The sequence below is a fragment of the Micromonospora sp. 067-2 genome (assembly GCF_046549295.1).
Taxonomy (GTDB): domain Bacteria; phylum Actinomycetota; class Actinomycetes; order Mycobacteriales; family Micromonosporaceae; genus Micromonospora.
Map to the genome: position 1 here is coordinate 227,386 of NZ_JAJPWB010000002.1, position 20,647 is coordinate 248,032.

At 72.5% G+C, this 20,647-nt stretch carries 20 protein-coding genes and 1 tRNA gene; 8 read left to right on the forward strand and 13 right to left on the reverse strand.

The annotated features are described in order from the left end of the window. Window positions 1–39: 39 nt before the first annotated feature. Both ACLJN9_RS04600 and ACLJN9_RS04605 read right to left on the reverse strand, forming a co-directional pair. Window positions 40–1,449 carry an amidase gene (locus tag ACLJN9_RS04600; protein ID WP_410809755.1) on the reverse strand — a complete coding sequence of 470 codons (1,410 nt, stop codon included), beginning with the start codon at window positions 1,447–1,449 and terminating at the stop codon, window positions 40–42. Window positions 1,450–1,461: 12 nt separating this feature from the next. Next, entirely contained in the window at window positions 1,462–2,604 is a 1,143-nt protein-coding gene (locus tag ACLJN9_RS04605) for a cystathionine gamma-synthase (RefSeq protein ID WP_410809757.1), read from the reverse strand. Between the two features lie 253 nt (window positions 2,605–2,857). Here ACLJN9_RS04605 and ACLJN9_RS04610 point away from each other — a divergent pair, with 253 nt between their 5' ends. The 4 genes from ACLJN9_RS04610 to ACLJN9_RS04625 all read left to right on the forward strand — a co-directional run bounded on the left by ACLJN9_RS04610 (window position 2,858) and on the right by ACLJN9_RS04625 (window position 5,851). Then, window positions 2,858–3,268 (forward strand): HIT family protein, encoded by a 411-nt coding sequence (locus ACLJN9_RS04610; RefSeq protein WP_410809758.1) that lies wholly within the window; start codon window positions 2,858–2,860, stop codon window positions 3,266–3,268. A 114-nt stretch (window positions 3,269–3,382) separates the two neighbouring features. Beyond that, on the forward strand, window positions 3,383–4,045 hold the full coding sequence (msrA, locus tag ACLJN9_RS04615; protein ID WP_410809759.1) for a peptide-methionine (S)-S-oxide reductase MsrA: 663 nt from the start codon (window positions 3,383–3,385) through the stop codon (window positions 4,043–4,045). Between the two features lie 370 nt (window positions 4,046–4,415). Beyond that, window positions 4,416–5,345 (forward strand): ribonuclease Z, encoded by a 930-nt coding sequence (locus ACLJN9_RS04620; protein WP_410809760.1) that lies wholly within the window; start codon window positions 4,416–4,418, stop codon window positions 5,343–5,345. Further along, window positions 5,342–5,851 (forward strand): GNAT family N-acetyltransferase, encoded by a 510-nt coding sequence (locus tag ACLJN9_RS04625; protein WP_410809761.1) that lies wholly within the window; start codon window positions 5,342–5,344, stop codon window positions 5,849–5,851. The genes ACLJN9_RS04620 and ACLJN9_RS04625 overlap by 4 nt, the downstream gene beginning before the upstream one ends. A 216-nt stretch (window positions 5,852–6,067) precedes the next feature. Here ACLJN9_RS04625 and ACLJN9_RS04630 read toward each other — a convergent pair whose 3' ends face one another. After that, the gene (locus tag ACLJN9_RS04630) at window positions 6,068–7,438 is read right to left on the reverse strand and encodes a cystathionine beta-synthase (protein WP_410809762.1); all 1,371 of its coding nucleotides are present in this window, start codon (window positions 7,436–7,438) and stop codon (window positions 6,068–6,070) included. A gap of 72 nt (window positions 7,439–7,510) precedes the next feature. Continuing rightward, window positions 7,511–7,867, reverse strand: coding sequence for a YkvA family protein (locus tag ACLJN9_RS04635; RefSeq protein WP_410809763.1), 357 nt, complete (start codon window positions 7,865–7,867; stop codon window positions 7,511–7,513). A gap of 150 nt (window positions 7,868–8,017) precedes the next feature. Here ACLJN9_RS04635 and ACLJN9_RS04640 point away from each other — a divergent pair, with 150 nt between their 5' ends. From ACLJN9_RS04640 to ACLJN9_RS04650, 3 genes are all read left to right on the forward strand, one after another. Beyond that, window positions 8,018–9,070, forward strand: coding sequence for an SGNH/GDSL hydrolase family protein (locus tag ACLJN9_RS04640; RefSeq protein WP_410809764.1), 1,053 nt, complete (start codon window positions 8,018–8,020; stop codon window positions 9,068–9,070). After that, complete coding sequence (locus ACLJN9_RS04645) at window positions 9,067–9,879, forward strand: SGNH/GDSL hydrolase family protein (protein ID WP_410809765.1); 813 nt, start codon at window positions 9,067–9,069, stop codon at window positions 9,877–9,879. The genes ACLJN9_RS04640 and ACLJN9_RS04645 overlap by 4 nt, the downstream gene beginning before the upstream one ends. Before the next feature lie 78 nt (window positions 9,880–9,957). Next, a complete protein-coding gene (locus tag ACLJN9_RS04650; RefSeq protein ID WP_410809766.1) occupies window positions 9,958–11,220 on the forward strand; it encodes an acetyl-CoA C-acetyltransferase in 1,263 nt (420 codons plus the stop codon). Between the two features lie 7 nt (window positions 11,221–11,227). Here ACLJN9_RS04650 and ACLJN9_RS04655 read toward each other — a convergent pair whose 3' ends face one another. The 4 genes from ACLJN9_RS04655 to ACLJN9_RS04670 form a co-directional block, all read right to left on the reverse strand. Beyond that, entirely contained in the window at window positions 11,228–11,548 is a 321-nt protein-coding gene (locus ACLJN9_RS04655) for a hypothetical protein (protein ID WP_410809768.1), read from the reverse strand. Between the two features lie 46 nt (window positions 11,549–11,594). Next, entirely contained in the window at window positions 11,595–12,353 is a 759-nt protein-coding gene (locus ACLJN9_RS04660; protein ID WP_410809769.1) for a Bax inhibitor-1/YccA family protein, read from the reverse strand. 145 nt (window positions 12,354–12,498) lie between these two features. Beyond that, on the reverse strand, window positions 12,499–13,314 hold the full coding sequence (locus ACLJN9_RS04665) for a Bax inhibitor-1/YccA family protein (protein WP_410809770.1): 816 nt from the start codon (window positions 13,312–13,314) through the stop codon (window positions 12,499–12,501). Between the two features lie 108 nt (window positions 13,315–13,422). After that, window positions 13,423–13,503 (reverse strand) — tRNA-Leu (locus ACLJN9_RS04670). A 101-nt stretch (window positions 13,504–13,604) separates the two neighbouring features. On the opposite strand from ACLJN9_RS04670, the gene ACLJN9_RS04675 reads away from it, so the two are divergent. After that, window positions 13,605–15,491, forward strand: coding sequence for a hypothetical protein (locus ACLJN9_RS04675; protein ID WP_410809771.1), 1,887 nt, complete (start codon window positions 13,605–13,607; stop codon window positions 15,489–15,491). A 69-nt stretch (window positions 15,492–15,560) separates the two neighbouring features. On the opposite strand, the gene ACLJN9_RS04680 is transcribed toward ACLJN9_RS04675, so the two are convergent. The 5 genes from ACLJN9_RS04680 to ACLJN9_RS04700 form a co-directional block, all read right to left on the reverse strand. Further along, window positions 15,561–16,892, reverse strand: a complete 1,332-nt coding sequence (locus ACLJN9_RS04680) for an NAD(P)/FAD-dependent oxidoreductase (protein ID WP_410809772.1) — start codon at window positions 16,890–16,892, stop codon at window positions 15,561–15,563. A 103-nt stretch (window positions 16,893–16,995) separates the two neighbouring features. Continuing rightward, window positions 16,996–17,556: a hypothetical protein gene (locus ACLJN9_RS04685; RefSeq protein WP_410809773.1), complete on the reverse strand. Its 561-nt coding sequence runs from the start codon at window positions 17,554–17,556 to the stop codon at window positions 16,996–16,998. 16 nt (window positions 17,557–17,572) lie between these two features. Further along, the gene (locus ACLJN9_RS04690; protein ID WP_410809774.1) at window positions 17,573–19,030 is read right to left on the reverse strand and encodes a DUF58 domain-containing protein; all 1,458 of its coding nucleotides are present in this window, start codon (window positions 19,028–19,030) and stop codon (window positions 17,573–17,575) included. Then, a complete protein-coding gene (locus tag ACLJN9_RS04695; protein ID WP_410809775.1) occupies window positions 19,030–20,037 on the reverse strand; it encodes an AAA family ATPase in 1,008 nt (335 codons plus the stop codon). The genes ACLJN9_RS04690 and ACLJN9_RS04695 overlap by 1 nt, the downstream gene beginning before the upstream one ends. Next, complete coding sequence (locus ACLJN9_RS04700) at window positions 20,037–20,624, reverse strand: hypothetical protein (protein WP_410809776.1); 588 nt, start codon at window positions 20,622–20,624, stop codon at window positions 20,037–20,039. The genes ACLJN9_RS04695 and ACLJN9_RS04700 overlap by 1 nt, the downstream gene beginning before the upstream one ends. Window positions 20,625–20,647: the final 23 nt, after the last annotated feature.

The window sequence follows — 20,647 nt, forward strand, 5'->3', positions numbered from 1 at the left end:
CCGCGGGTCGGCGCGAAGATGCGCGGACACCGTGGAGGATCACGCGGCGGCCGGCGACCCCGTTCCGACGCGGGGATAACCGGGGGCGTGCCGTGACCACGGGGCAGCCATCTCGAACTGGCCGGCCACGCCGAGCAGCAGCAGCTCCGAGCCGGGCGGACCGACCAGCTGCACGGCCACCGGCAGCCCGTCCGGGCGGCGGCCCACCGGCACCACGATCGCCGGTAGGCCGGCGATGTTCCACGGCGCGGCGTACGGGGCGTACCGGATGCTGGCCGTCATGTTCGCCCGCCAGGACCGTTCGGACCAGCGGGCGGCCTCCGGCGGCGCGCTGGCCAACGCCGGGGTGAGCAGCAGATCGACCGAGTGGTCGGTGAAGAAGTCGGTCGACCGTTGCCGCCAGGCGGCCCGGTCAGCCTCCCGGACGTAGCCGCGGCGCTGCGCCCACTCGCCCAGCGCGACATGCCGCCGGGTACGCCGCTGCAGGTCGCGCCGGTCCAGCCCGCCGGCCCGGACGTCGGCGGCAGCGGCGGCGAACCAGGTGGCGATGCCCTGCAGGCCGAGCGCGGTGGGGTAGACCGGATCGGCCGGCACGGTGTCGTGCCCGGCGGCGGCGAGCAGCCGGCCGGCGGCGGCGACCGCGTCGCGGTTCGGTGCGTCCGGTGCGACGCCACGCACCGGGGAGCGCAACGAGACGCCGACCCGCAGCCGCTGCGGCGGGACCAGCTTCTCCGGTCGTCGACCGGCGAGCACCGAGAAGCCGACGGCCGCGTCGGCGACCGTGCTGGTCAACAGGCCGTGCTCGGTCAGGCCGAACCAGTCGTCCGCGCCGAGCTGACAGGGCACCACACCCCGGCCGGGCTTGAGCCCGACCAGGCCGCAGCACGCCGCCGGGATCCGGATCGAACCCAGGCCGTCGTTGCCGTGCGCGATCGGCACCAGCCCCGCGGCCACCGCGGCGGCGGCGCCGCCGGAGGAGCCACCGGGGGTACGCGCGCTGTCCCACGGATTACGCGTCACCGCGCTGTCGTCGTCGGTGAGCGCCCACAGTCCCAGTTCGGGCATCCGGGTCACCCCGAGGATCACGGCACCGGCGCCGCGCAGCCGGCGGACCACCTCGTGGTCGGCCTCGGCGACACCGGTACGCACCGCCGCCGACCCGTTCCACGTGGGCAGACCGGCGACGGGGGTGTTCTCCTTGACCGCCACCGGCACCCCGGCCAACGGAAGGTTGGCGAGCTCCTCCTGCTCGTCGACCTTCTCCGCCTCGGTGATCGCCTCACCGCCGCGCACGGCGCGGAACGCGGCCAGCTCGCCGTCGGCCCGGGCGATGTATTCGAGGTGGTCCGCGACGACCTGCGTGGCCGAGACATCGCCCCGGCGTACGCCCCGGGCGATCTGCTTGGCGGTCGCCCCGACCCAGGTCGCCATGATGTCCTGCACGGCCATCCTCCCCAGCGGTCAGCCCAGTGCCTGCTCCAGATCGGCGAGCAGGTCGTCAACCGTCTCGATGCCGACAGACAGTCGCACGAGATCGCCGGCAACTTCAAGCGGCGAGCCGGCAGCACTTGCGTGTGTCATCCGGCCCGGGTGCTCGATCAGGGATTCCACCCCGCCCAGCGACTCGGCGAGTACGAAGAGTTTGGTCCGGTTGCAGATCTGGACCGCGTGGTCCTCGCCGCCGGCCGCGCGGAAGGAGATCATGCCGCCGAACCGGCGCATCTGCTTGGCGGCCACCTCGTGACCGGGGTGCGAGGGCAGCCCCGGGTAGATCACCTGGGCCACCTTCGCGTGCCCGTCCAGGTAGGCGGCGAGCCGCTCGGCGTTGTCGCAGTGCCGGTCCATCCGTACGCCGAGGGTCCTGATGCCGCGCAGGGTGAGCCACGCGTCGAACGGGCCGTTGATCGCGCCCATCGCGTTCTGGTGGTAGCGCAACTCCTCACCGAGCGCGGCGTCGGCCACGACCAGCGCGCCACCCACCACGTCCGAGTGCCCACCGATGTACTTCGTGGTGGAGTGCACCACGACGTCCGCGCCGTACGCGATGGGCTGCTGCAGGTACGGCGAGGCGAAGGTGTTGTCGACCACCAGCAGCGCGCCCGCGTCGTGCGCGACGCCGGCCAGGGCGGCGATGTCGGCGATGCCGAGCAGCGGGTTCGTCGGCGTCTCCACCCAGACGATCTTGGTCCGGCCAGGCTGCACGGCGGCCCGGATCGCGGCCGGGTCGGAGACCTTGGCCGGTGTGAACTCCAGGCCCCAGCGCTGGGCGACCCGGGCGAAGAGCCGGTACGTGCCGCCGTACGCGTCGTCCGGGATGATCACGTGGTCCCCCGGCTGGCAGACGGCCCGCAGCAGGGTGTCCTCGGCAGCCAGACCGCTGGCGAAGGCGAGCCCGACCGGCCCACCCTCCAGCGCGGCCAGGCAATCCTGGAGCGCGTCCCGGGTCGGGTTTCCGGAGCGGCTGTACTCGTAGCCGAGCCGGGGCGCGCCCACGGCGTCCTGGGCGTACGTGCTGGTCTGGTAGATCGGTGGGATCACCGCGCCGGTGCGGGCCTCAGGGTCCTGACCGGCGTGAATAGCGAGCGTCTCGAAGCCGTGGTTCATGCCCGTGACGTTAGTCCGCGTCACCGGTGCTTCGGGCGTGACCCGGCGTGGGTCGCTCCAGCGGCTTGTCGTAGTGGTCGGCGATACTGTCGCGGTGACCCCGCCCGCACTCCCACACGAGCCAGCCGCCGCCTGGTGAGGCTTTGGGAGCAGCGGCTGCCGGAGCTCGGAGGCTGGGACGCCTGCCTCGACCTCCAGTGACCCGCGCGACCAGCCCGCATGTCGCGGCACCGGCGAGCGCTAGCCTGGGCCGATGGCTGGTTGCGTGTTCTGCGGGATCGTGGCCGGCGAGGTGCCGGCGTTCCGGGTGACCGACGAGCCGGACGGGGTCGCGTTCCTGGACACCCGGCCGGTATTTCCGGGGCACGTGCTGGTGGTGCCCCGGGTGCACCTGGTGACCCTGGCCGACCTGCCGGCCAACCTGCTGCCGGGCTACTTCGCGCTGGTCCGGCGGGTGGCGGTGGCGGTGGAGACCGGTCTGGGGGCTGGTGGGACGTTCGTGGCGATGAACAACAAGGTGTCCCAGTCGGTGCCACACCTGCACACCCACGTGGTGCCCCGCACGAAGGGGGATGGGCTGCGCGGGTTCTTCTGGCCGCGGAGCCGTTACTCCGACGACGCCGAGGCCCGGGCCGTCGCCGACCGGATCGCCGCCGCGCTCTGACCCGCCCGCCCTCGTGTCGATCACGTGGAGATGGAGCCTGAGTTCCAGCTTCGCGGGTAAGGAACCAGTGCCCGCCAGCGTTGCATGCGGCAGAGGTACGAGAGGAGTTCCACCGTGTTCCTTCGCCAGTCCAAGGCTGAGCTGCCCACCCCCGACCAGGCCCTGCCGGGCCGCCCGATCGCCATGCCGGTAGCCGACCGGCACGAGGTGCTCGGCACCCCGCTGAAGGGTCCGTACCCGGAGGGCCTCCAGGTGGCCGTCTTCGGTATGGGCTGCTTCTGGGGCGCCGAGCGGCTGTTCTGGACGCTGCCCGGGGTGTTCACCACCTCCGCCGGCTACGCGGGTGGCAGCACCAAGAACCCGACGTACGAGGAGACCTGTTCCGGCCGGACCGGGCACGCCGAGGTCGTCCAGGTGGTCTACGACCCGAGCAAGATCGCGTACGAGGATCTGCTGAAGGTCTTCTGGGAGAACCACGACCCGACCCAGGGCATGCGTCAGGGCAACGACGTGGGCACCCAGTACCGGTCGACCATCTACACGACCACGGATGAGCAGCGGACCATCGCGGAGTCTTCCCGGGACGCGTTCCAGCCGATCGTGGCGCGCGCCGGCAAGGGTGAGATCACCACGGAGATCGCCCCGCTTGCCAGCTACTACTTCGCTGAGGACTACCACCAGCAGTACCTGGCGCCGACGAAGAACCCGAACGGCTACTGCAACCACGGCCCGAACGGGCTGAGCTGCCCGGTCGGCGTGGCCCGTACCGCTGGCTGACCACCGCCCACCCGCACCACGTCGGATGCCCGGCCGCCGAACGAGGCGGCCGGGCATTCCCGTCTGGCCATGTGATCGAAATCCGTTGCCGACCCCGCGGGGACTCGATAGGTTGGCCGTACACGTGAAAGGAGGTGGTCCAGACTTGTATAGCAATCGGACTCGTGAGGTGGCTGTCAGCTAGCCGCTGTCCTCGACAGTGATCCGTCCGCCGCAAGGCGGGCAACAGCACCAGCGTCGAGACCGTGTGGCAGCGGTGCGGCGAATCCACGACAGCCACCCGACCCCCGGGGTGCCGGCCTCAGTCCAGCCGGCCCGCGCGAGAGCGCGGAGACCCCCGGGGGTCGCTTCATATCTGCGGGAGATCACCGTGTCGATGCGCGAGCTGGTGGTGCTCGGGACGGCCAGCCAGACACCCACCCGGCGGCGCAACCACAACGGGTACGTGCTGCGCTGGGACGACGAGGTGATCCTCTTCGACCCGGGTGAGGGCAGTCAGCGTCAACTGCTGCACACCACGGTCACCGCCACCGATCTGACCCGGATCTGCGTCACCCACTTCCACGGCGACCACTGCCTCGGCCTGCCCGGCACCATCCAGCGGCTCTCGCTGGACCGGGTGGCGCACCCGGTGGCCGTGCACTTCCCGGCCGGCGGCGCCGAATACTTCGCCCGCCTGCGGCACGCGACCTCCTTCTACGAGACCGCTGAGCTGCGCGTCGAGCCCATCGAGGCCGACGGGCAGCGCATCGCCCTGGGCTGCGGCACGCTGGAGGCCCGCCGGCTGCGGCACCCCATCGAGACGTACGGCTATCGGCTGGTCGAGCCGGACGGCCACCGGATGCTGCCGGCGAAGCTGGCCGCGTATGGCATCGGTGGGCCAGCCGTCGGCGAGCTGATCCGGGCCGGGCACCTGGACCTCGACGGGCGCCGCGTCACCCGCGACGAGGTGAGCGTCCCCCGGCCGGGGCAGCGGTTCGCCTTCGTGATGGACACCAGCCTCTGCGACGGGGTGTACGCCCTCGCCGAGCACGCCGACCTGCTCGTCATCGAGTCGACCTTCCTGGAGTCGGAGGCCGCGCTCGCCGCCGAGGTCGGCCATCTGACGGCGGCGCAGGCCGCGCGGGTGGCGACCGAATCCGGGGTACGCCGGCTGGTGCTCACCCATTTCTCGCAGCGGTACGCCGACCCGCGCCGCTTCCACGACGAGGCCCGCGCGCACTTCGACGGCGACCTGATCATCGCCGAGGACCTGACCACGGTGCAGCTACCGCCACGCCGGGTAGCCTCGGCCGGATGACCGCCACGCTCCGCCCCGCGACTGAGGGCGACCTGATGGGGGTGGGTGCCCTGCACCAGCGCTCACGGGTCGCCGCGTACTCCCCCTTTCTGCCGGCCGAGGCGCTGGCCGATCCGACACCGGAGGCGATGGGGGGGTACTGGACGGAACGGTGGCACTGGGAGAGCGACACCCACCGGCTGACCGTGGCGGAGCGCGACGGATCGGTGGTCGGGTTCAGCTACCTGGGCCCGGACGACGAGGACGACCTGACGACCGGGCTGCTCAACGCGATCCACCTCGACCCCGCCGAGCAGGGCCGGGGCGTCGGCCGCGCGCTGATGGTCGATGCGCTCGACGCCATGCGCACCCGGGGCTGGCGGCGCGCGGTGCTCTGGGTCCTCCGGGACAACGCCCACGCCCGCGCCTTCTACGAGCGCGGCGGCTGGACACCCACCGGGATCGAGCGCGAGGAGCACATCGGCACCGCCCTCGTCCGCCAACTCCGCCTCACCCGCCCGGTCTAGACCACAGTCCCCCGGTGCAACCGAAGACGCCGACCGCCTGCGGATCGGCCAACCGAGGGTGCCCGCCGGCAACCCACCCACCCACCGCCCCGAACCCATCCCCGCCCAACACCCCCCGCGATCTAGGGATTTTCGTGGTGGCAGGAGATCAACTGACAGCAGTCAGCCCTAGATCGACGGCGGGGGCGGGGCGGGTGGGGCGTGGGTGGGGTGGGGTTAGTGGGCGCCGAGGTGGGCTAGGAGGTCCTGACGGGTCAGGACGCCCTTGGGCTTGCCGTCGACGAGGACCAGCGCGGCATCGGACTTCTCCAGCAGGCCGACGGCCTCGCTGACCGGCTGACCGCCACCGATCATCGGCAGCGGGTCACCCATGTGCCGCTCGATGGTGTCGTGCAGGTGGGCCTGGCCGGTGAAGAGCGCGTCGAGCAGGTCCCGCTCGGCGATCGAGCCGGCCACCTCGCCGGTCACCACCGGCGGCTCGGCCTTGAGCACCGGCAGCTGCGAGACGCCGTACTCGCGCATGTAGTCGATCGCGTCGCGGACCGTCTCGGTCGGGTGAACGTGCACCAGCTCGGGCATGCCACCCGGCTTGCTGGCCAGCGCGTCGGCCACGGTCGGCTCGGTGCCCGAGTTGTCGAGGAAGCCGTACCGGGCCATCCACGAGTCGTTGAAGATCTTCGAGAGGTAGCCCCGGCCGCCGTCGGGCAGCAGCACGACCACCACGTCGTCCGGGCCGGCCCGACGGGCCACCTCCAGCGCGGCGACCACCGCCATTCCGCAGGAGCCGCCGACCAGCAGCCCCTCCTCACGGGCCAACCGCCGGGTCATCTCGAAGGACGCCTTGTCGGAGACCTCGACGATCTCGTCGGCGACACCCCGGTCGTACGTCTCCGGCCAGAAGTCCTCGCCGACGCCCTCCACCAGGTACGGACGGCCGGTGCCACCGGAGTAGACCGAGCCCTCCGGGTCGGCCCCGATGACCCGCACCCGGCCCTCGGACGCCTCCTTGAGGTACCGGCCGATGCCGGAGATGGTGCCGCCGGTGCCGACGCCCGTCACGAAGTGGGTGAGCCCACCCTCGGTCTGCTTCCACAGCTCCGGGCCGGTCGTCTCGTAGTGCGAGCGCGGGTTGGCCGGGTTGCTGTACTGGTCGGGCTTCCAGGCGCCGGGGATCTCCCGGGTGAGCCGGTCGGAGACGTTGTAGTAGGAGCGTGGATCCTCCGGGGCGACGGCGGTCGGGCAGACCACCACCTCGGCGCCGTACGCCCGCAGCACGTCCTGCTTGTCCTGGCTGACCTTGTCGGGGCAGACGAAGACGCAGTGGTAGCCCTTGAGCTGGGCCACCAGGGCCAGCCCGACGCCGGTGTTGCCGCTGGTCGGCTCGACGATGGTGCCGCCGGGCTTGAGCAGGCCGGCGGCCTCGGCGTCCTCCACCATCCGCAGCGCGATCCGGTCCTTCACCGAGCCACCCGGGTTGAGGTATTCCACCTTGGCGAGCACGGTGGCCTGGATGCCCTCGGTGACGTTACGCAGACGTACCAGCGGGGTGTTGCCGATCATGTCGACGACATTGTCGTAGTACTGCACGGTGTGCCCTTCGTTGCGGCGCCGGCGACGGCGGCCGGGCAGACGTTTCCTCGCCGCCCAGGGTACGTGCCGTCAGGGCACCAGCCCGCCGGGGATGATGGAGTTGCGCCGCTTCTCCCACTCGAGGAAGCGGTCGGTCTCGGCGAGCACGCTGCCGGCCAGCCAGGTGATCATGACGGCGTCGTCGGCCAGCCCGAAGATCGCCAGTGGGATCTCGGGCAGCAGGTCGATCGGCGAGACGATGTACGCCGTCGCCGCGGTCATCAGGGCCAGCCGGAGACCACCGTCGTACTGCCCCCGGGCAGTGGCGCGGATCATCCGGGGCAGCGCCGCCAACCGGGCGCCCAGCGACGGCCCACCGCGCGCCCCGGCCGCCAGTGCCCGGGCCAGGGCCGTGAATGCCGCGCTGCGCTTCAGTGTCTTAGCCATCGTCGCGCTCCTCTCCGCCGGATCATCGTGGCGGGTCGGCGCAAGTCGGCCGGCCTCACCGGGACAGGTACCCCGCCGCGTCGGTTTCCAGGCATCCGAGAGCCGTCACGACGACAGCGGCGTGTCGGGCCGGCGCGATAATCTCGCGGTATGGGGGTGGCTGGTTCCGTCGTACCCGTTGGTCCGCGCTGGCGGCTCGCCCGGCGGGTCGCTCGCCTGGCTGCCATCGGCACGGGCGCCACCGCGGCGGCCATGATCGCGACCGGCGGGGTGCTGCTCGGGCAGGCCCGCCAGGCTCGGCGCACCATCCCGATGGCTCAGGCGCCGCCGCCGCGCTGCGACGGGGTGTACGGCGCGAAGTTCCCCGGCCCGCCGCTCACCGTGGTCGTGCTCGGCGACTCGTCGGCCGCCGGCTACGGCGTGCACCGTCGACGGGAGACGCCCGGCGCGCTGCTCGCCACCGGCCTCTCCCGCCGGCTGCACCGACCGGTGCGGCTGCACCGTTTCGCGGTGGTCGGAGCCATCTCGGCGGCGCTGCGGCACCAGGTGGAGGCCGCACTGGACTGCCAGCCCGACATCGCGGTGATCCTCATCGGTGGCAACGACATCACCAACCGCACCCCGCACGGGCTGGCCGTGCGTTACCTGGTCCAGGCGGTCCACAGCCTGCGCGACGCCGGCTGCGAGGTGGTCGTCGGCACCTGCCCCGACCTGGGCGCGATCCGCCCGATCCAACCTCCGTTGCGCTGGTTGGCGCACCGGTGGAGCCGGCAGCTCGCCGCCGCCCAGACGGTGGCCGTCGTCGAGGCCGGCGGCTGGACGGTCTCACTCGGTGACCTGCTCGGCCCCCGGTTCGTCGCCGAGCCGACCCGGATGTTCGCCTGGGACCGGTTCCATCCCTCCGCCGAGGGGTACGCGGTGGCCGCCGCCGCACTGCTGCCGACGATGCTCTCCGCGCTCGACGCGGGGCAGGGACGACGGGTCACACCTGTTTCGGGCGAGGGCGTACGGTCGCTGCCAGAGGCCGCGCAGGAGGCGGCCCGGCACGCCGGCACGGAGGTCAGCGGCACCCAGGTCAGGGGACGCGACCGAGGGCCGGCCGGCCGGTGGGCGCAGTTGCGCCGCCGGGCGTTCTTCGGTGTCGGTGCGGTGCCGCAGCGCGGCTCCGCACCGGACACTTCGACAGTGGAGGGACTGGCATGAACGAGCGCAGCGAGCGGGGCGTGACCGCCGGCCTCCCGGGCCGACTGGGTCGGGCGGCGGCGTTCTCGCTGCTCGCCGGCACCGTGGGAGGCGCCGCCGTCCTGGCCGGCGAGGCGTTCGCCGCGCGGCATCGACGTTATGCGCAGCCGGAGCTGGGGCTGGCCCTGCGGGCCACCGTCGGCCGGGCCGGGGCGCCCCCGCTGCGGCTGGTGCTACTCGGTGACTCCTCGGCGCTGGGCGTGGGTGTCGACCGGCTCGACGAGACCATCGGCGGGCAGTTGGCAAACCTGCTCGCCGAGGGTCCGGCCGGCCGGCGGGTGCACCTGTCCAGCGTCGGGGTCTCGGGTTCCCGCTCGACCGACCTGGCCACCCAGGTGGCGCGGGCACTGCTCGGCGAGCGGCCCGACGTGGCGCTGATCCTGATCGGCGCGAACGACGCCACCATGCTGCGGCGGCCCGCCGACGCGGCGGCCTATCTGGGTGGTGCGGTGCACCGGCTGCGGGAGGCGCGGGTCGAGGTGGTGGTCGGCACCTGCCCCGACCTCGGCGCCGTCCGCGCCATCGCACCGCCGCTGCGCCAGCTGGTCGGCTGGTCCGGGCGGCGGATCGCCCACGCCCAGACCACCGCCGTGCTGGAAGCCGGCGGCGCGGTCGTCGACCTGGCCACGGAGACCGGGCCGGTGTTCCGGGCGGACGCGGGGACGCTCTGCCACGACGGCTTCCACCCCTCCGCCGACGGCTACCGGGTGTGGGCGCATGCCCTGCTGCCCGCCGTCGCGGCGGCGGCGGCGGTCGCGCCACGCCGCTAGATCTGCCCGGTCCGGGGTGACATTTCCCGCCGGGCGGGCTTCTTCCGCGCCATGTTACCGGCGGGTTAACGTTGGCCCATGCCGATTGAGTCGTCCCGCGACGCCGTCATCGTCGCCACCGCCCGCTCCCCCATCGGCCGGGCACACAAGGGGTCCCTGCGCGACGTCCGCTCCGACGACCTCGCCGCGACCATCGTGCAGGCCGCCCTGGACAAGGTCCCCCAGCTCGATCCGACCACCATCGACGACCTCTACCTCGGGTGCGGCCTGCCCGGCGGTGAGCAGGGCTTCAACATGGGCCGCGTGGTGGCGACCCTCCTCGGGCTGGACACGGTGCCCGGCGCCACGCTGACCCGTTACTGTGCCTCCTCACTGCAGACCACCCGGATGGCCTTGCACGCGATCCGTGCCGGCGAGGGCGACGTGTTCGTCTCCGCCGGCGTGGAGATGGTCTCCCGCTACGCCCGGGGCAGCTCCGACGGCCTACCCCCGGATGCGCAGGCGCTGGTGGGTGGCGGCTGGGGGAACCCGCGCTTCGCGGCCGCCGGTGAGCGCTCGAAGCGTCGCGCGCAGGGCGGCGCCGAGGTGTGGACCGACCCGCGCGAGGCCGGCGAGCTGCCGGACATCTACCTGAGCATGGGGCAGACCGCAGAAAACCTGGCCCAGGTGTACGACGTCACCCGCGCCGACATGGACGAGTTCGGCGTACGCAGCCAGAACCTCGCCGAGAAGGCCATCGCCGACGGTTTCTGGGCTCGGGAGATCACCCCGGTGACCACGCCGGACGGCACCGTGGTGAGCACCGACGACGGGCCGCGCGCCGGCGTCTCCCTCGATGCGGTCGCCGGCCTGAAGCCGGTGTTCCGCCCGGACGGCCGGATCACCGCCGGCAACTGCTGCCCGCTCAACGACGGCGCCGCCGCCGTGGTGGTGATGAGCGCCCAGCGGGCCGAGGAACTCGGGCTGACCCCACTGGCCCGGATCGTCTCCACCGGGGTGACCGCACTCTCGCCGGAGATCATGGGTCTCGGCCCGGTCGAGGCGTCCCGGCAGGCACTGCGCCGCGCCGGCATGACCATCGACGACGTCGACCTCGTCGAGATCAACGAGGCGTTCGCCGCACAGGTCATCCCCTCCTACCGCCAGCTGGGCATCCCGGAGGAGAAGCTGAACGTGATGGGCGGCGCCATCGCGGTCGGCCACCCGTTCGGCATGACCGGCGCACGCATCACCGGCACCCTGCTCAACGCGCTGGAGTGGCACGACAAGACCATCGGTCTGGAGACGATGTGCGTCGGCGGCGGCCAGGGCATGGCCATGGTGCTGGAGCGGCTGAGCTGAGCCGACCTCAGAGCGCGCCGCGGGTCGCCGTCACCTCGGCGGCGGCCCGGGCCAGCACCTCGGCACCCGCCCCGGCGGCCAGCAGATCCGCCGTCACCACCCGCACCTGGTCGGGCAGGGCCAGGTCGTTGTCCAGCCGGGGGACCACCCGGCGGGGCTCCCCCTCGGCGTCGGCGGCCAGGTTGGCGATCTCCTGCACCAGCCGGTGCACCAGGTCGGCACGTGGCACGTTGCCGGTCGTCGCGACCGCCGCCCACCGCGGCTGCTCCCAGTGCCCGATCTGACGGACCAGCAGCTGCACGGCCTGATCCAACTCCGCTGCGCTCATCGCCGCCGAGTCTACGGCCGGTGCCGACCGCACCAGGTGGGGCCGGTCAGCGGCGCAGGTAGCTGAGCAGCCTGAGCAGCTGCCAGTAGAGGAAGACCAACCCCGTGAGCAGGCCGAACGCGCTCAGCCACGCGTAGCGACGGGGTCGGCCGTCGCGTACCGAGCGCTCGATGAGGTCGAAGTCGAGAATGAAGCTGAACGCGCCGGCGATGATGGCCACCACCGAGAAGGCGTACGGCAGCCAGCCGACCTCCCCGCTGACGCTGTAGACGGCCAGTCCGGGGCGCCCGGAGATCAGGTACGACACCAGGTTGACGACACTGAGCACGGCGATGCCGAGCAGCGTGCCGATCACCAGCCGGGCCAGCCGGGGCGTCGCCCGGATCACCCGCGCACGATAGAGCGCCGCCATGCCGAGGAAGACACCGAACGTGCCGGCCACCGCCTGCACCACGATGCCCGGGTAGACCAGCTCGAAGGCGCGGCTCGCCACCCCGAGCAACAGCCCCTGCAGCACCGCGTACCCGACGATCGGCACCGGGTTGGAGATACCGCGCAGTGAGATGACCAGGACCAACGCGATCGAGGCGAGGGCGCTGCCGGCCAGCGCGGCGGGCAGCCACCCCGCCTCCGGCACCACCGCCCAGGACACCGCAGCTGTCGCGCCGGTGATCACCAGCAGCCCGACGGTACGGACCACCACGTCGTCGACGGTCATCGCCTCGGCGTCGCGGGTACCGAGGACCCGGGCTTCCAACCGGCCGGTCTCGTTCAGCCGGTTGAGCACCGGGTTGTTGCTGCGCACCGCCGCCTCCTTCGCCCGCGTACCCCTGGCAGTCACTCTGCCCGGCGCGGACCGGTGGCGACGGGCAAACAGCGCGCCCGGTGCAGACGACGGCGCCCGCCACCGCTCATGCGGGGGCGGGCGCCGGTCAGCAGCACGGACGGGATCAGTCGTCGCCCTGGAAGTAGCTCAGCAGGCGCAGGATCTCGATGTAGAGCCACACCAGGCTGACCAGGATGCCGAAGGCGGCCGTCCAGGAGTAGCGCTGCGGCAGGCCCATCCGGACGCCGTCCTCGACCTCCTTGAAGCTGAGCACGAAGCTCAGCGACGCCACCACGATGCAGACGAGGCTGAAGCCGATGGCCAGCTTGCTGCCGTCGCGCAGACCGCTGTTGATGCCGAAGGGCGCCAGCACCAGGTTGATCAGCATGACGGCGAAGAGGCCGACCATCACCGCGATCATGCCCTTGACGAACTTCGGCGTCGCCCGGATGACCTTGGCCTTGTAGAGCGCGGTCATCACGAAGAAGATGCCGAAGCTTGCCGCGGCGGCCTGGAGCACGATGCCGTCGTACGCCGACTCGAACGCCTTGCTGACCATGCCGACGAAGACGCCCTCGACGACCGCGTACGTGATGACGAGCGCCGGGTTGGCCATCCGGGAGAACGAGATGATCAGGCCGAGCACCAGCCCGACGACCGCCGCGCCGATCCAGGCGGCACCGACAAGCGCGTCCGGCACGAGCACCCAGGCGGCCGCGGCGGAGACGCCGAGGATGCCGAGCAGTGCGACCGTCTTGACGACGACGTCGTCGACGGTCATGGGCGCCACGGTCGGCGGCGCGGCCGGGTAGCCGGCCTGGGACGGGTACTGCTGGGGAATACCGGGCTGTCCGTACGGCCCGGTCGGGGCGTACCCGGCGGAGCGCTCCCGCTCGGCCGCCTGGCCGAGCCGGGCGAGCACCGGGTTCGAGGTCTTCACTTTCTGGCCTCCCTCAGGGGGTCGTTTGCACGTGAACGTGCCCTCCAAGAGTAAACGGCCCGGCCAAGTCCTGGTGATCACGAATGGGAATGCGTGCGAGCCGACCTGTGCCCGGGGCGGGGGTCGAACCCGCACGCCTTGCGGCAGCCGCTTTTAAGGCGGCCGTGTCTGCCTTTCCACCACCCGGGCGGGTGGCACCGGCGCGCCGACGCGCACGGTGCATTGTCACCGTAGCCGGTCGATGGCGACCCGGCGTACCCCGCCAGCCTGGCCACATTAGGGTCGATGCCGTGAGCAGCGCAGCCCCCACGGCCCCCGACGCCGCCCCTGACCAGGCCCTCCGGCGCGCCGATCAGATCACCGGCCGAGCCTGGGTCGTCCGGCTGTCGGCCGCCGGCCGCCGGCACCGGACGGACCTGCTGGTCGCCCTCATCTTCTTGGTGCTGGCCGGCTGGCTGACCCACGGGCTGTGGCCCGACCCGGCCGGCCGGGTCATGGCGCTCAACCCCGAGGACCAGGCCCTCTACGAGTGGTTCCTGGCGGTGGACGCGCGGGCGCTGCTCGGCGACTTCAGCCTGCTCACCGACCGGCTCAACGCCCCCGACGGGGTCAACCTGATGGCCAACACCACGGTCATCGCACTCGGCGTCGTCTGCGCACCGGTCACCCTGCTGCTCGGCGCTCCGGTCACCTTCGCGCTGCTCGCCGCCGCCAACCTGGCCGGCACCGCCGTCGCCTGGTACCTGCTGTTCCACCGGATGCTGCGCGCCCGCCGGCTCGCCGCCGCCCTCGGCGGAGGGCTCTGCGGCTTCGGGCCGGGCATGATCTCGCAGACCAACAGCCACCTGCACATGACCGCCCAGTGGCTGGTGCCGGTGATCGTCTGGCTGGTGATCCGCCTGCTGCGGGCGTCCGACCCGGGGCCCGCCTCCACCGGCACAGACAGCTCGACCGGCGCGGACAGCGGGACCGATCGCCTCCGGCCCGCCGGGCTGGACCGGCGGCGCGTGTTCAGCTCCGCGGCCGGGCTGGCCGCGGCGGTCACCGCGCAGGTCTTCATCGGCGAGGAGGTCCTCTTCCTCGCCGCCGTCACGCTGCTGGTGATGGCGGTCAGTTACGCCGTGGCGGACCGGGACCTGGCCCGTCGGGCGTTTCCCGGTTTCGCCGGCGGGCTGGCGGTCGCCGCCGGGCTCGCCCTGCTGGTGCTCGGCTACCCGCTGTGGTTCCAGTTCGCCGGGCCGCAGGGAGTCTCCGACGGCATGTTCAGCCCGGAATACTTCTCGGCCGACCTGAGCAGTTGGTGGACGCTCTCGCCGCTGTCGGTGGCCGGCAGCGACGAATCCGCCCGACTGACCACCGGCGCGGCCGAGTACAACACGTTCCTCGGCTGGCCGCTGCTGCTGGTCGCTGCGGCCTGCGCGATCTGGGCCGGTCGGCGCCGGCTGGTGCTCGCCTGTGTGGCGGCCGCGGTGGTCATGGGCACGCTCTCGCTCGGTCCGGAGGTGGTTCTCGGCGGCACCCGGACCGCGCTGCCGGGCCCGTACGCCCTGCTGGCCGGGCTGCCGGTGGTGGACGGCGCGCTGCCGATGCGGTTCGGGCTGGCGCTGGTCCCGATCATCGCGACGCTGCTGGTGCTGGCGGTCGACCGCGCACTGCGCAGCACCGGCCGCACACGACGCCTGGTGCCGCTGGCGGTCGTCGCGGCGCTGCTGCCGATCTTCCCCGCCCCGCTGCCGACCGCCGAGCGCCCCGCCATCCCGGAGTTCATCACCGGCGGGCACTGGCGGCAGTGCGTCCAACCCGGCGGGGTGCTGGTCACGGTGCCGCTGCCCACGCCCAAGGAGCCCTGGCCGATGCGCTGGGCAGCCGCCGCCGACGCCGACTTCGGCCTGCCCGAAGGGTTCTTCATCGGCCCGTACGGCCGGGGTGGCACCGCGGCGATGGGCACCTTCAAGCAGCCCACCTCCGCGCTGCTCGCGGACGTCGCCCGACGCGGCGACCAGCCGGCCATCGGCGACGAGCAGCGCCGGCAGGCCGCCCGGGACGCCGACTTCTGGGGCGCGTCCTGCGTGGCGCTGGCCGACGACACCCCGCACGTGGACAGCCTGCGTAAGACCCTGGAGCAGCTCTACGGCCCGGCCACCCGGATCAGCGACGTCTGGATCTGGCGGGTCTGACCCGGACGTCGAACAGGGCCCCTCGCGGCACCGGAACCGGTGCGGCGGAGGCCCTGCTCGTTGATCAGGTCAGACGCGGGGGGCGCCGACCGGCTGAGACGCCTCGACGAACTCCTCGCGCGGGTCGTGCAGCTGACCCAGGGCGACCACCTCGCGCTTGAGGAAGAACGCCAGGGACCAGTCCACCACCACCCGGACCTTGCGGTTGAAGGACGGGATCCGGCTCATGTGGTACGTCCGGTGCATGAACCAGGCCGGCCAGCCCGTCATCTTGATGCCGTACACCTGGGCGACGCCCTTGTGCAGGCCGAGGCTCGCGACGCTGCCGACGTGCTTGTGCTTGTAGTTGACCGGCTCGCGGCCACGGACGACCGCGGCGATGTTGTCGGCCATCCGCGCGGCCTGACGGACCGCGTGCTGCGCGCTCGGCGAGCAGAAGTTGCCCGGCTCCTTGGTCAGGTCGGGCACCGCGGCGCAGTCACCGGCGCTCCACGCGCCCTCGACCACCCGGTCACCGTCGACCACCTGGAGGGTGGGCAGGCAGGTGACCCGCCGCCGGTCGTCGCGCGGGAAGTCGGTGGCGTCCAGCATCGGCGACGGCTTCACGCCGGCCGTCCAGACGATCGTGTCGGAGCGGAAGCTGTCACCGTCGGAGAGCTTGACCACCCCGTCGACGCAGGACTCCAGTCGGGTGTCCAGCCGGATGTCCATGTTCCGCTTGAGCAGCTGCTGCACCGTGTAGGCGCCCATGTCCCGGTCCACCTCGGGCAGCACCCGCTGGGTGGCCTCGACCAGCACCCACCGCATCTCCTCCGGCTTCAGCTCCGGGTAGTAGCGCAGGGCGTCACGGGCCATGTCCTCCATCTCGGCGAGCGCCTCGATGCCGGCGTAACCACCACCGACGAACGTGAAGGTCAGCGCCGAACGGCGGACCTCCGGGTCCGGGGTGACGGCCGCGACGTCCAGCCGGTCCAACACGTGGTTGCGGAGGTAGATCGCCTCGCCGATGGTCTTGAACCCGATGCCCTGCTCGTGCAGGCCCGGGATCGGCAGCGTCCGGGACACCGAACCGGGGGCCACGATCACGTGGTCGTACGTGATCTCCCGGGCCGGGCCGATGATCGGCTGGACGGTGGCCACCTTGCGGTCGTGCTCGATCCGCGTGACCGTTCCCGCCACCACCTTGCACCGGCGCAACTCCCGCCGCAGCGGCACCACGGAGTGCCGTGGGGAGATGTTGCCCGCCGCCGCCTCGGGCAGGAAGGGCTGATAGGTCATGTGCGGCTGAGGGTCAACCACGATGACCTCAGCCTCACGGGAGCTGAGCTTCTTCGACAGGCGCAGGGCGGCATAGAGGCCGACGTGCCCGGCACCCACCACAAGGATCCGCTTCGGATTCACGTTATCTATCTTTCCCCGGCCGGCTCAGGTAATCCCGCTCGCGCCCCCCATCTGTGACGGAGCACAACCCCTGTGACCTGCGTAACCCTGGTCTCCCAGTGGTTTACCTGCGGCGCAGCAGCCAGCCCAGCAACGCTGCTGTCCCCACCGCCACCAGCAGCCCCAGCACGGTGACCCACTGGTGGCCGGTCTCGCCGCCCAGACCGGCGATCTGCAACAGCACCACCCCCAGCACCGCGGTACCCAGCAGCACCGCGCCCGCCCGCAGCAGCCAGCGGGTGACCAGCTCCGGGTCGACCACCCCGTCGTAGGGCAGCAGTGCCGCGAGCGCGCACAGGGTGTGCGCCAGGTAGAGCAGCGCGGCGAGGGCAAGCAGCCGCCACAGCGCCACCGGCCGGCCGTACCCGTCGGTGGCGAGCAGCCAGCCACCGACCGTGACCAGGGCCGCGAAGGTCGGCCAGAGCCGGCGCGGACCCACCGCGGGCAGCAGCGCGGCCACCGCCATGAAGAGAAGCGGACGCCCGGTCAGCACCTCGGCGGGAAACGCCAACGCGAAACCGGCCAGCACGACGCCGAAGATCCCGGCCCGCACCAGGAGAGGGGCAGCACTGACCCGGGCGAGGGCGTACTGGGCCGCCCTGACCCGCTCGACAACGGCGTTCACCGCACCAGCCCTTCGTTCACCGGCCACCGACCCGCGGGGCGGTGGCCAGCCGCGCGACGTCCCGCAGCACCTGGTCCAGGCTGCCGGCTCCCGCCCAGCGCACCACGGGCACGCCGTGCTCCCGAAGCTGCCCGATCATGATCTCCCGGTCCAGTCGCCACAGCCGGTACGCCACCTCGGCCCATCCCCGGTCCTTCGGCGGCGCCAGGTCCGTCGGCAACGTGTCGACCGCCACCACGAACCGCCCGGCGCGGGTCAACCGGGCCAGCATCTGCGCCGACCGCTCGTCCAGCAGCGGGGTCAGCACCACCACCAGTGCGTCCGAGGAGAGCAACTGCGGGCCGAACACCTGGTCGTACGGCTCGTGCGGCGCCGAGTCGGCGCGGACGTCGAGAAGCCACTCCAGCACCGTCAGGTACTGCCGGCGGCCGGCCGCCGGGCGCAACCGGCGGGCTCCCGGCCCGTACTCCAGCAGCGAGACCCGGTCACCCCGGTGCAGATAGTGCTCGGCGATCGCCGCGGTGGCCCGCACGGTGGTGTCCAGCACCGAGGCGGCACCGCCCACCCCACCGGAACGGCCCGCCTCGGCGAGCACGTCGAGCAGCACCACCACCTCCGCGTCCCGGTCGGAGAGGGTGGCCGCCACGTGCAACTGCCGGGCACGCAGCGACACCCGCCAGTCGATGCGGCGCAGCCGGTCTCCGGGGGCGAAGATCCGGACACCGGCCAACTCGCCGCCCTCGCCCGGTCGGCGTGAGTGGTGCGCCCCGACCAGGCCGGCGGCACGGGGCATCGCCTCCACCGCCTCGAACGGCTCGGTACGTGGATAGACCCGTACGCCGACCGGCTCAGTGATCACCGCGCGGGAGACGAGCAGGCCACCCGCCGTGGCGACCCGCACGCCGGCCGGCCCGAGGGGATGCCGGCCCCAGCGCAGCGCCCGACCGGCCAGTTCCAGGTCGACCGCCTCGGCGGTGGGCAGCGAGGTCACGAACGGCCGGTCGACGACGGACCGGCCGGCCCGTACCGGACCGACGGCTGGTACGGCAGTGTCAGCCGCCGTCGCAGCGGCTGCCGGCTCGTCGCCGTCGGAGCCGCCACGGCCGAAGCCGGCCCGCTCGATCCGCAGCCACGGCGACACCCGGGACCGCAGCACCACCAGGTCGTAGTCGACCGTGTCCGGGTTGCCGACGCTCACCGCCGCCGTCACCTCGCCGCCCTCGACCAGGGGCCCGTCGTTGGCAGGGGTGATCCAGACCTGCGGCAACGCGCTGGGCCGGCGGCGCAGCGCGTACGCGGTGCCCAGCGCGAACGGGGCAGCCAGCACGATCAGGTCGACCCGCCCCAGCAGGACTCCCGCCACCAGCAGCAGACCGGCGAGCAGCACCGCCCGGCCGAGCGCCCAGGTGGGCGCCCAACCGGCAGCCGGTTCCGGCTCGGCGGATCGCTGCAGTGGCACGGTCGGGCCGGTCATCAGCGCCGAGGCCCGCCGGCGGCGTAGCTGGGCAGTGCGCCGCTGGCCGGCGCGGGGGTCGCCTCCAGCACCTCGCCAACCACGAACGCCGGGTCGACCCGGCGCAGCCACATCTCCGGGCGCAGGGTGATCCGATGGGCCAACGCGGGTGCCGCCACCTCCTTGACGTCCTCGGGCACCACGTAGTCCCGGCCGCCGAACACCGCGCGCACACGGGCCAGCAGCAGCAGCGCCAACGAGCCACGCGGCGAGGCACCGACCAGCACCGACGGGTGTTCCCGGGTGGCCGCGGTGAGGGACACGATGTAACGGCCGATGGAATCCTCCACCACCACGTCCTCCAGTGCGGCCTGCATCGCCCGCAGGGTGGCCGCGTTGACCACCGGCTTGATGTCCGCCTCCTCGCGGCGACGGCTCATCCGGCGGCGCAGCACCTCCCACTCCTCGTCGTGCTCCGGGTAGCCGAAGGAGACCCGCAGCAGGAACCGGTCCAGCTGCGCCTCGGGCAGCGGGTAGGTGCCCTCGTACTCGATGGGGTTGGCCGTGGCCAGCACGTGGAACGGCTCGTCCAGCTTGTATGTCACCCCCTCCACCGAGACCTGCTTCTCCTGCATCGCTTCGAGCAGCGCGGATTGGGTCTTCGGCGGCGTCCGGTTGATCTCGTCGGCGAGGAGCAGGTTGGTGAAGACCGGGCCGGCCCGGAAGGTGAAGTCGCCGCTGCGTTGGTCGTAGAGGAACGAGCCTGTGACGTCGGCGGGAAGCAGGTCCGGGGTGAACTGGAGCCGGCGGAAATCCAGCCCGAGCGCCTGGGCGAAGGAGCGCGCCGTGAGGGTCTTACCCAACCCCGGCAGGTCCTCCAGCAGCACGTGCCCACCGGCCAGGATCCCCGCGAGGACCAGCTCCAACGCGTCCCGCTTGCCGACCACCACGGTGCCGACCGCGTCCAGGACCGCCCGCGCCAGGTGGCCGACCTCGTCGGCGGGCATGCTCCGGTCCACGTCGTTCATCAGACTTTCTCCAGTTCGGCGACGATCACCGCGAGATCGCGCGGCGACGGGGGGCGGCGAGGCGGGCTTTCCAGGAACGTCCACAGCCGGTCGCCCAGCAGGACACGGGCGCGGGCAGGGTCCGACTCACGGGTGACGCCGTGTTCCAGGCGCATCCGCTCGTCGGCCAGTTCGGCGATCCGGGGCAGGATCACACGGCTGAAGCGTTCGGGGTGGGTAGTGGACCAGTCGAGCGGCAACTCCCAGCGGTTGATCGCGGTGCGCAGCGCGTCCCGGGCACCCCAGTTGTAGCTGCCGTCCTCCTCGCCCCTCGCGACCCGGCCACCCGACCGCGGTGGAGGTGGCGGCGCGAGCAGGGCGGTGACCCGACGGACCACCAGGACGGCGAGCACCCCGGCGATCAGCACGGGCAGCGAGACCTTCAAGCCAACCGCGCGCAGCACGGCGACGAGCACCGCGACCAGCGCGGCGGCGATCGCCAGCGAGCGCAGCACCAGGCCCGCCCCACCGCGGCGCGGGCGCGGACCGCTCGGCGCCGGTTCCTCATCGAAGGCGAGCAGGTCGTCAATGCTGGTGCTACCGCTCACGGTGCCACCCTTGTTCGCGACTG

Coding starts and splice junctions, on each gene's coding strand:
- ACLJN9_RS04600 (WP_410809755.1), bottom strand. CDS start 1,449: ATGGCCGTGCAGGACATCATGGCGACCTGGGTCGGGGCGACCGCCAAG.
- ACLJN9_RS04605 (WP_410809757.1), bottom strand. CDS start 2,604: ATGAACCACGGCTTCGAGACGCTCGCTATTCACGCCGGTCAGGACCCT.
- ACLJN9_RS04610 (WP_410809758.1), top strand. CDS start 2,858: ATGGCTGGTTGCGTGTTCTGCGGGATCGTGGCCGGCGAGGTGCCGGCG.
- ACLJN9_RS04625 (WP_410809761.1), top strand. CDS start 5,342: ATGACCGCCACGCTCCGCCCCGCGACTGAGGGCGACCTGATGGGGGTG.
- ACLJN9_RS04635 (WP_410809763.1), bottom strand. CDS start 7,867: ATGGCTAAGACACTGAAGCGCAGCGCGGCATTCACGGCCCTGGCCCGG.
- ACLJN9_RS04640 (WP_410809764.1), top strand. CDS start 8,018: ATGGGGGTGGCTGGTTCCGTCGTACCCGTTGGTCCGCGCTGGCGGCTC.
- ACLJN9_RS04645 (WP_410809765.1), top strand. CDS start 9,067: ATGAACGAGCGCAGCGAGCGGGGCGTGACCGCCGGCCTCCCGGGCCGA.
- ACLJN9_RS04650 (WP_410809766.1), top strand. CDS start 9,958: ATGCCGATTGAGTCGTCCCGCGACGCCGTCATCGTCGCCACCGCCCGC.
- ACLJN9_RS04655 (WP_410809768.1), bottom strand. CDS start 11,548: ATGAGCGCAGCGGAGTTGGATCAGGCCGTGCAGCTGCTGGTCCGTCAG.
- ACLJN9_RS04690 (WP_410809774.1), bottom strand. CDS start 19,030: ATGACCGGCCCGACCGTGCCACTGCAGCGATCCGCCGAGCCGGAACCG.
- ACLJN9_RS04695 (WP_410809775.1), bottom strand. CDS start 20,037: ATGAACGACGTGGACCGGAGCATGCCCGCCGACGAGGTCGGCCACCTG.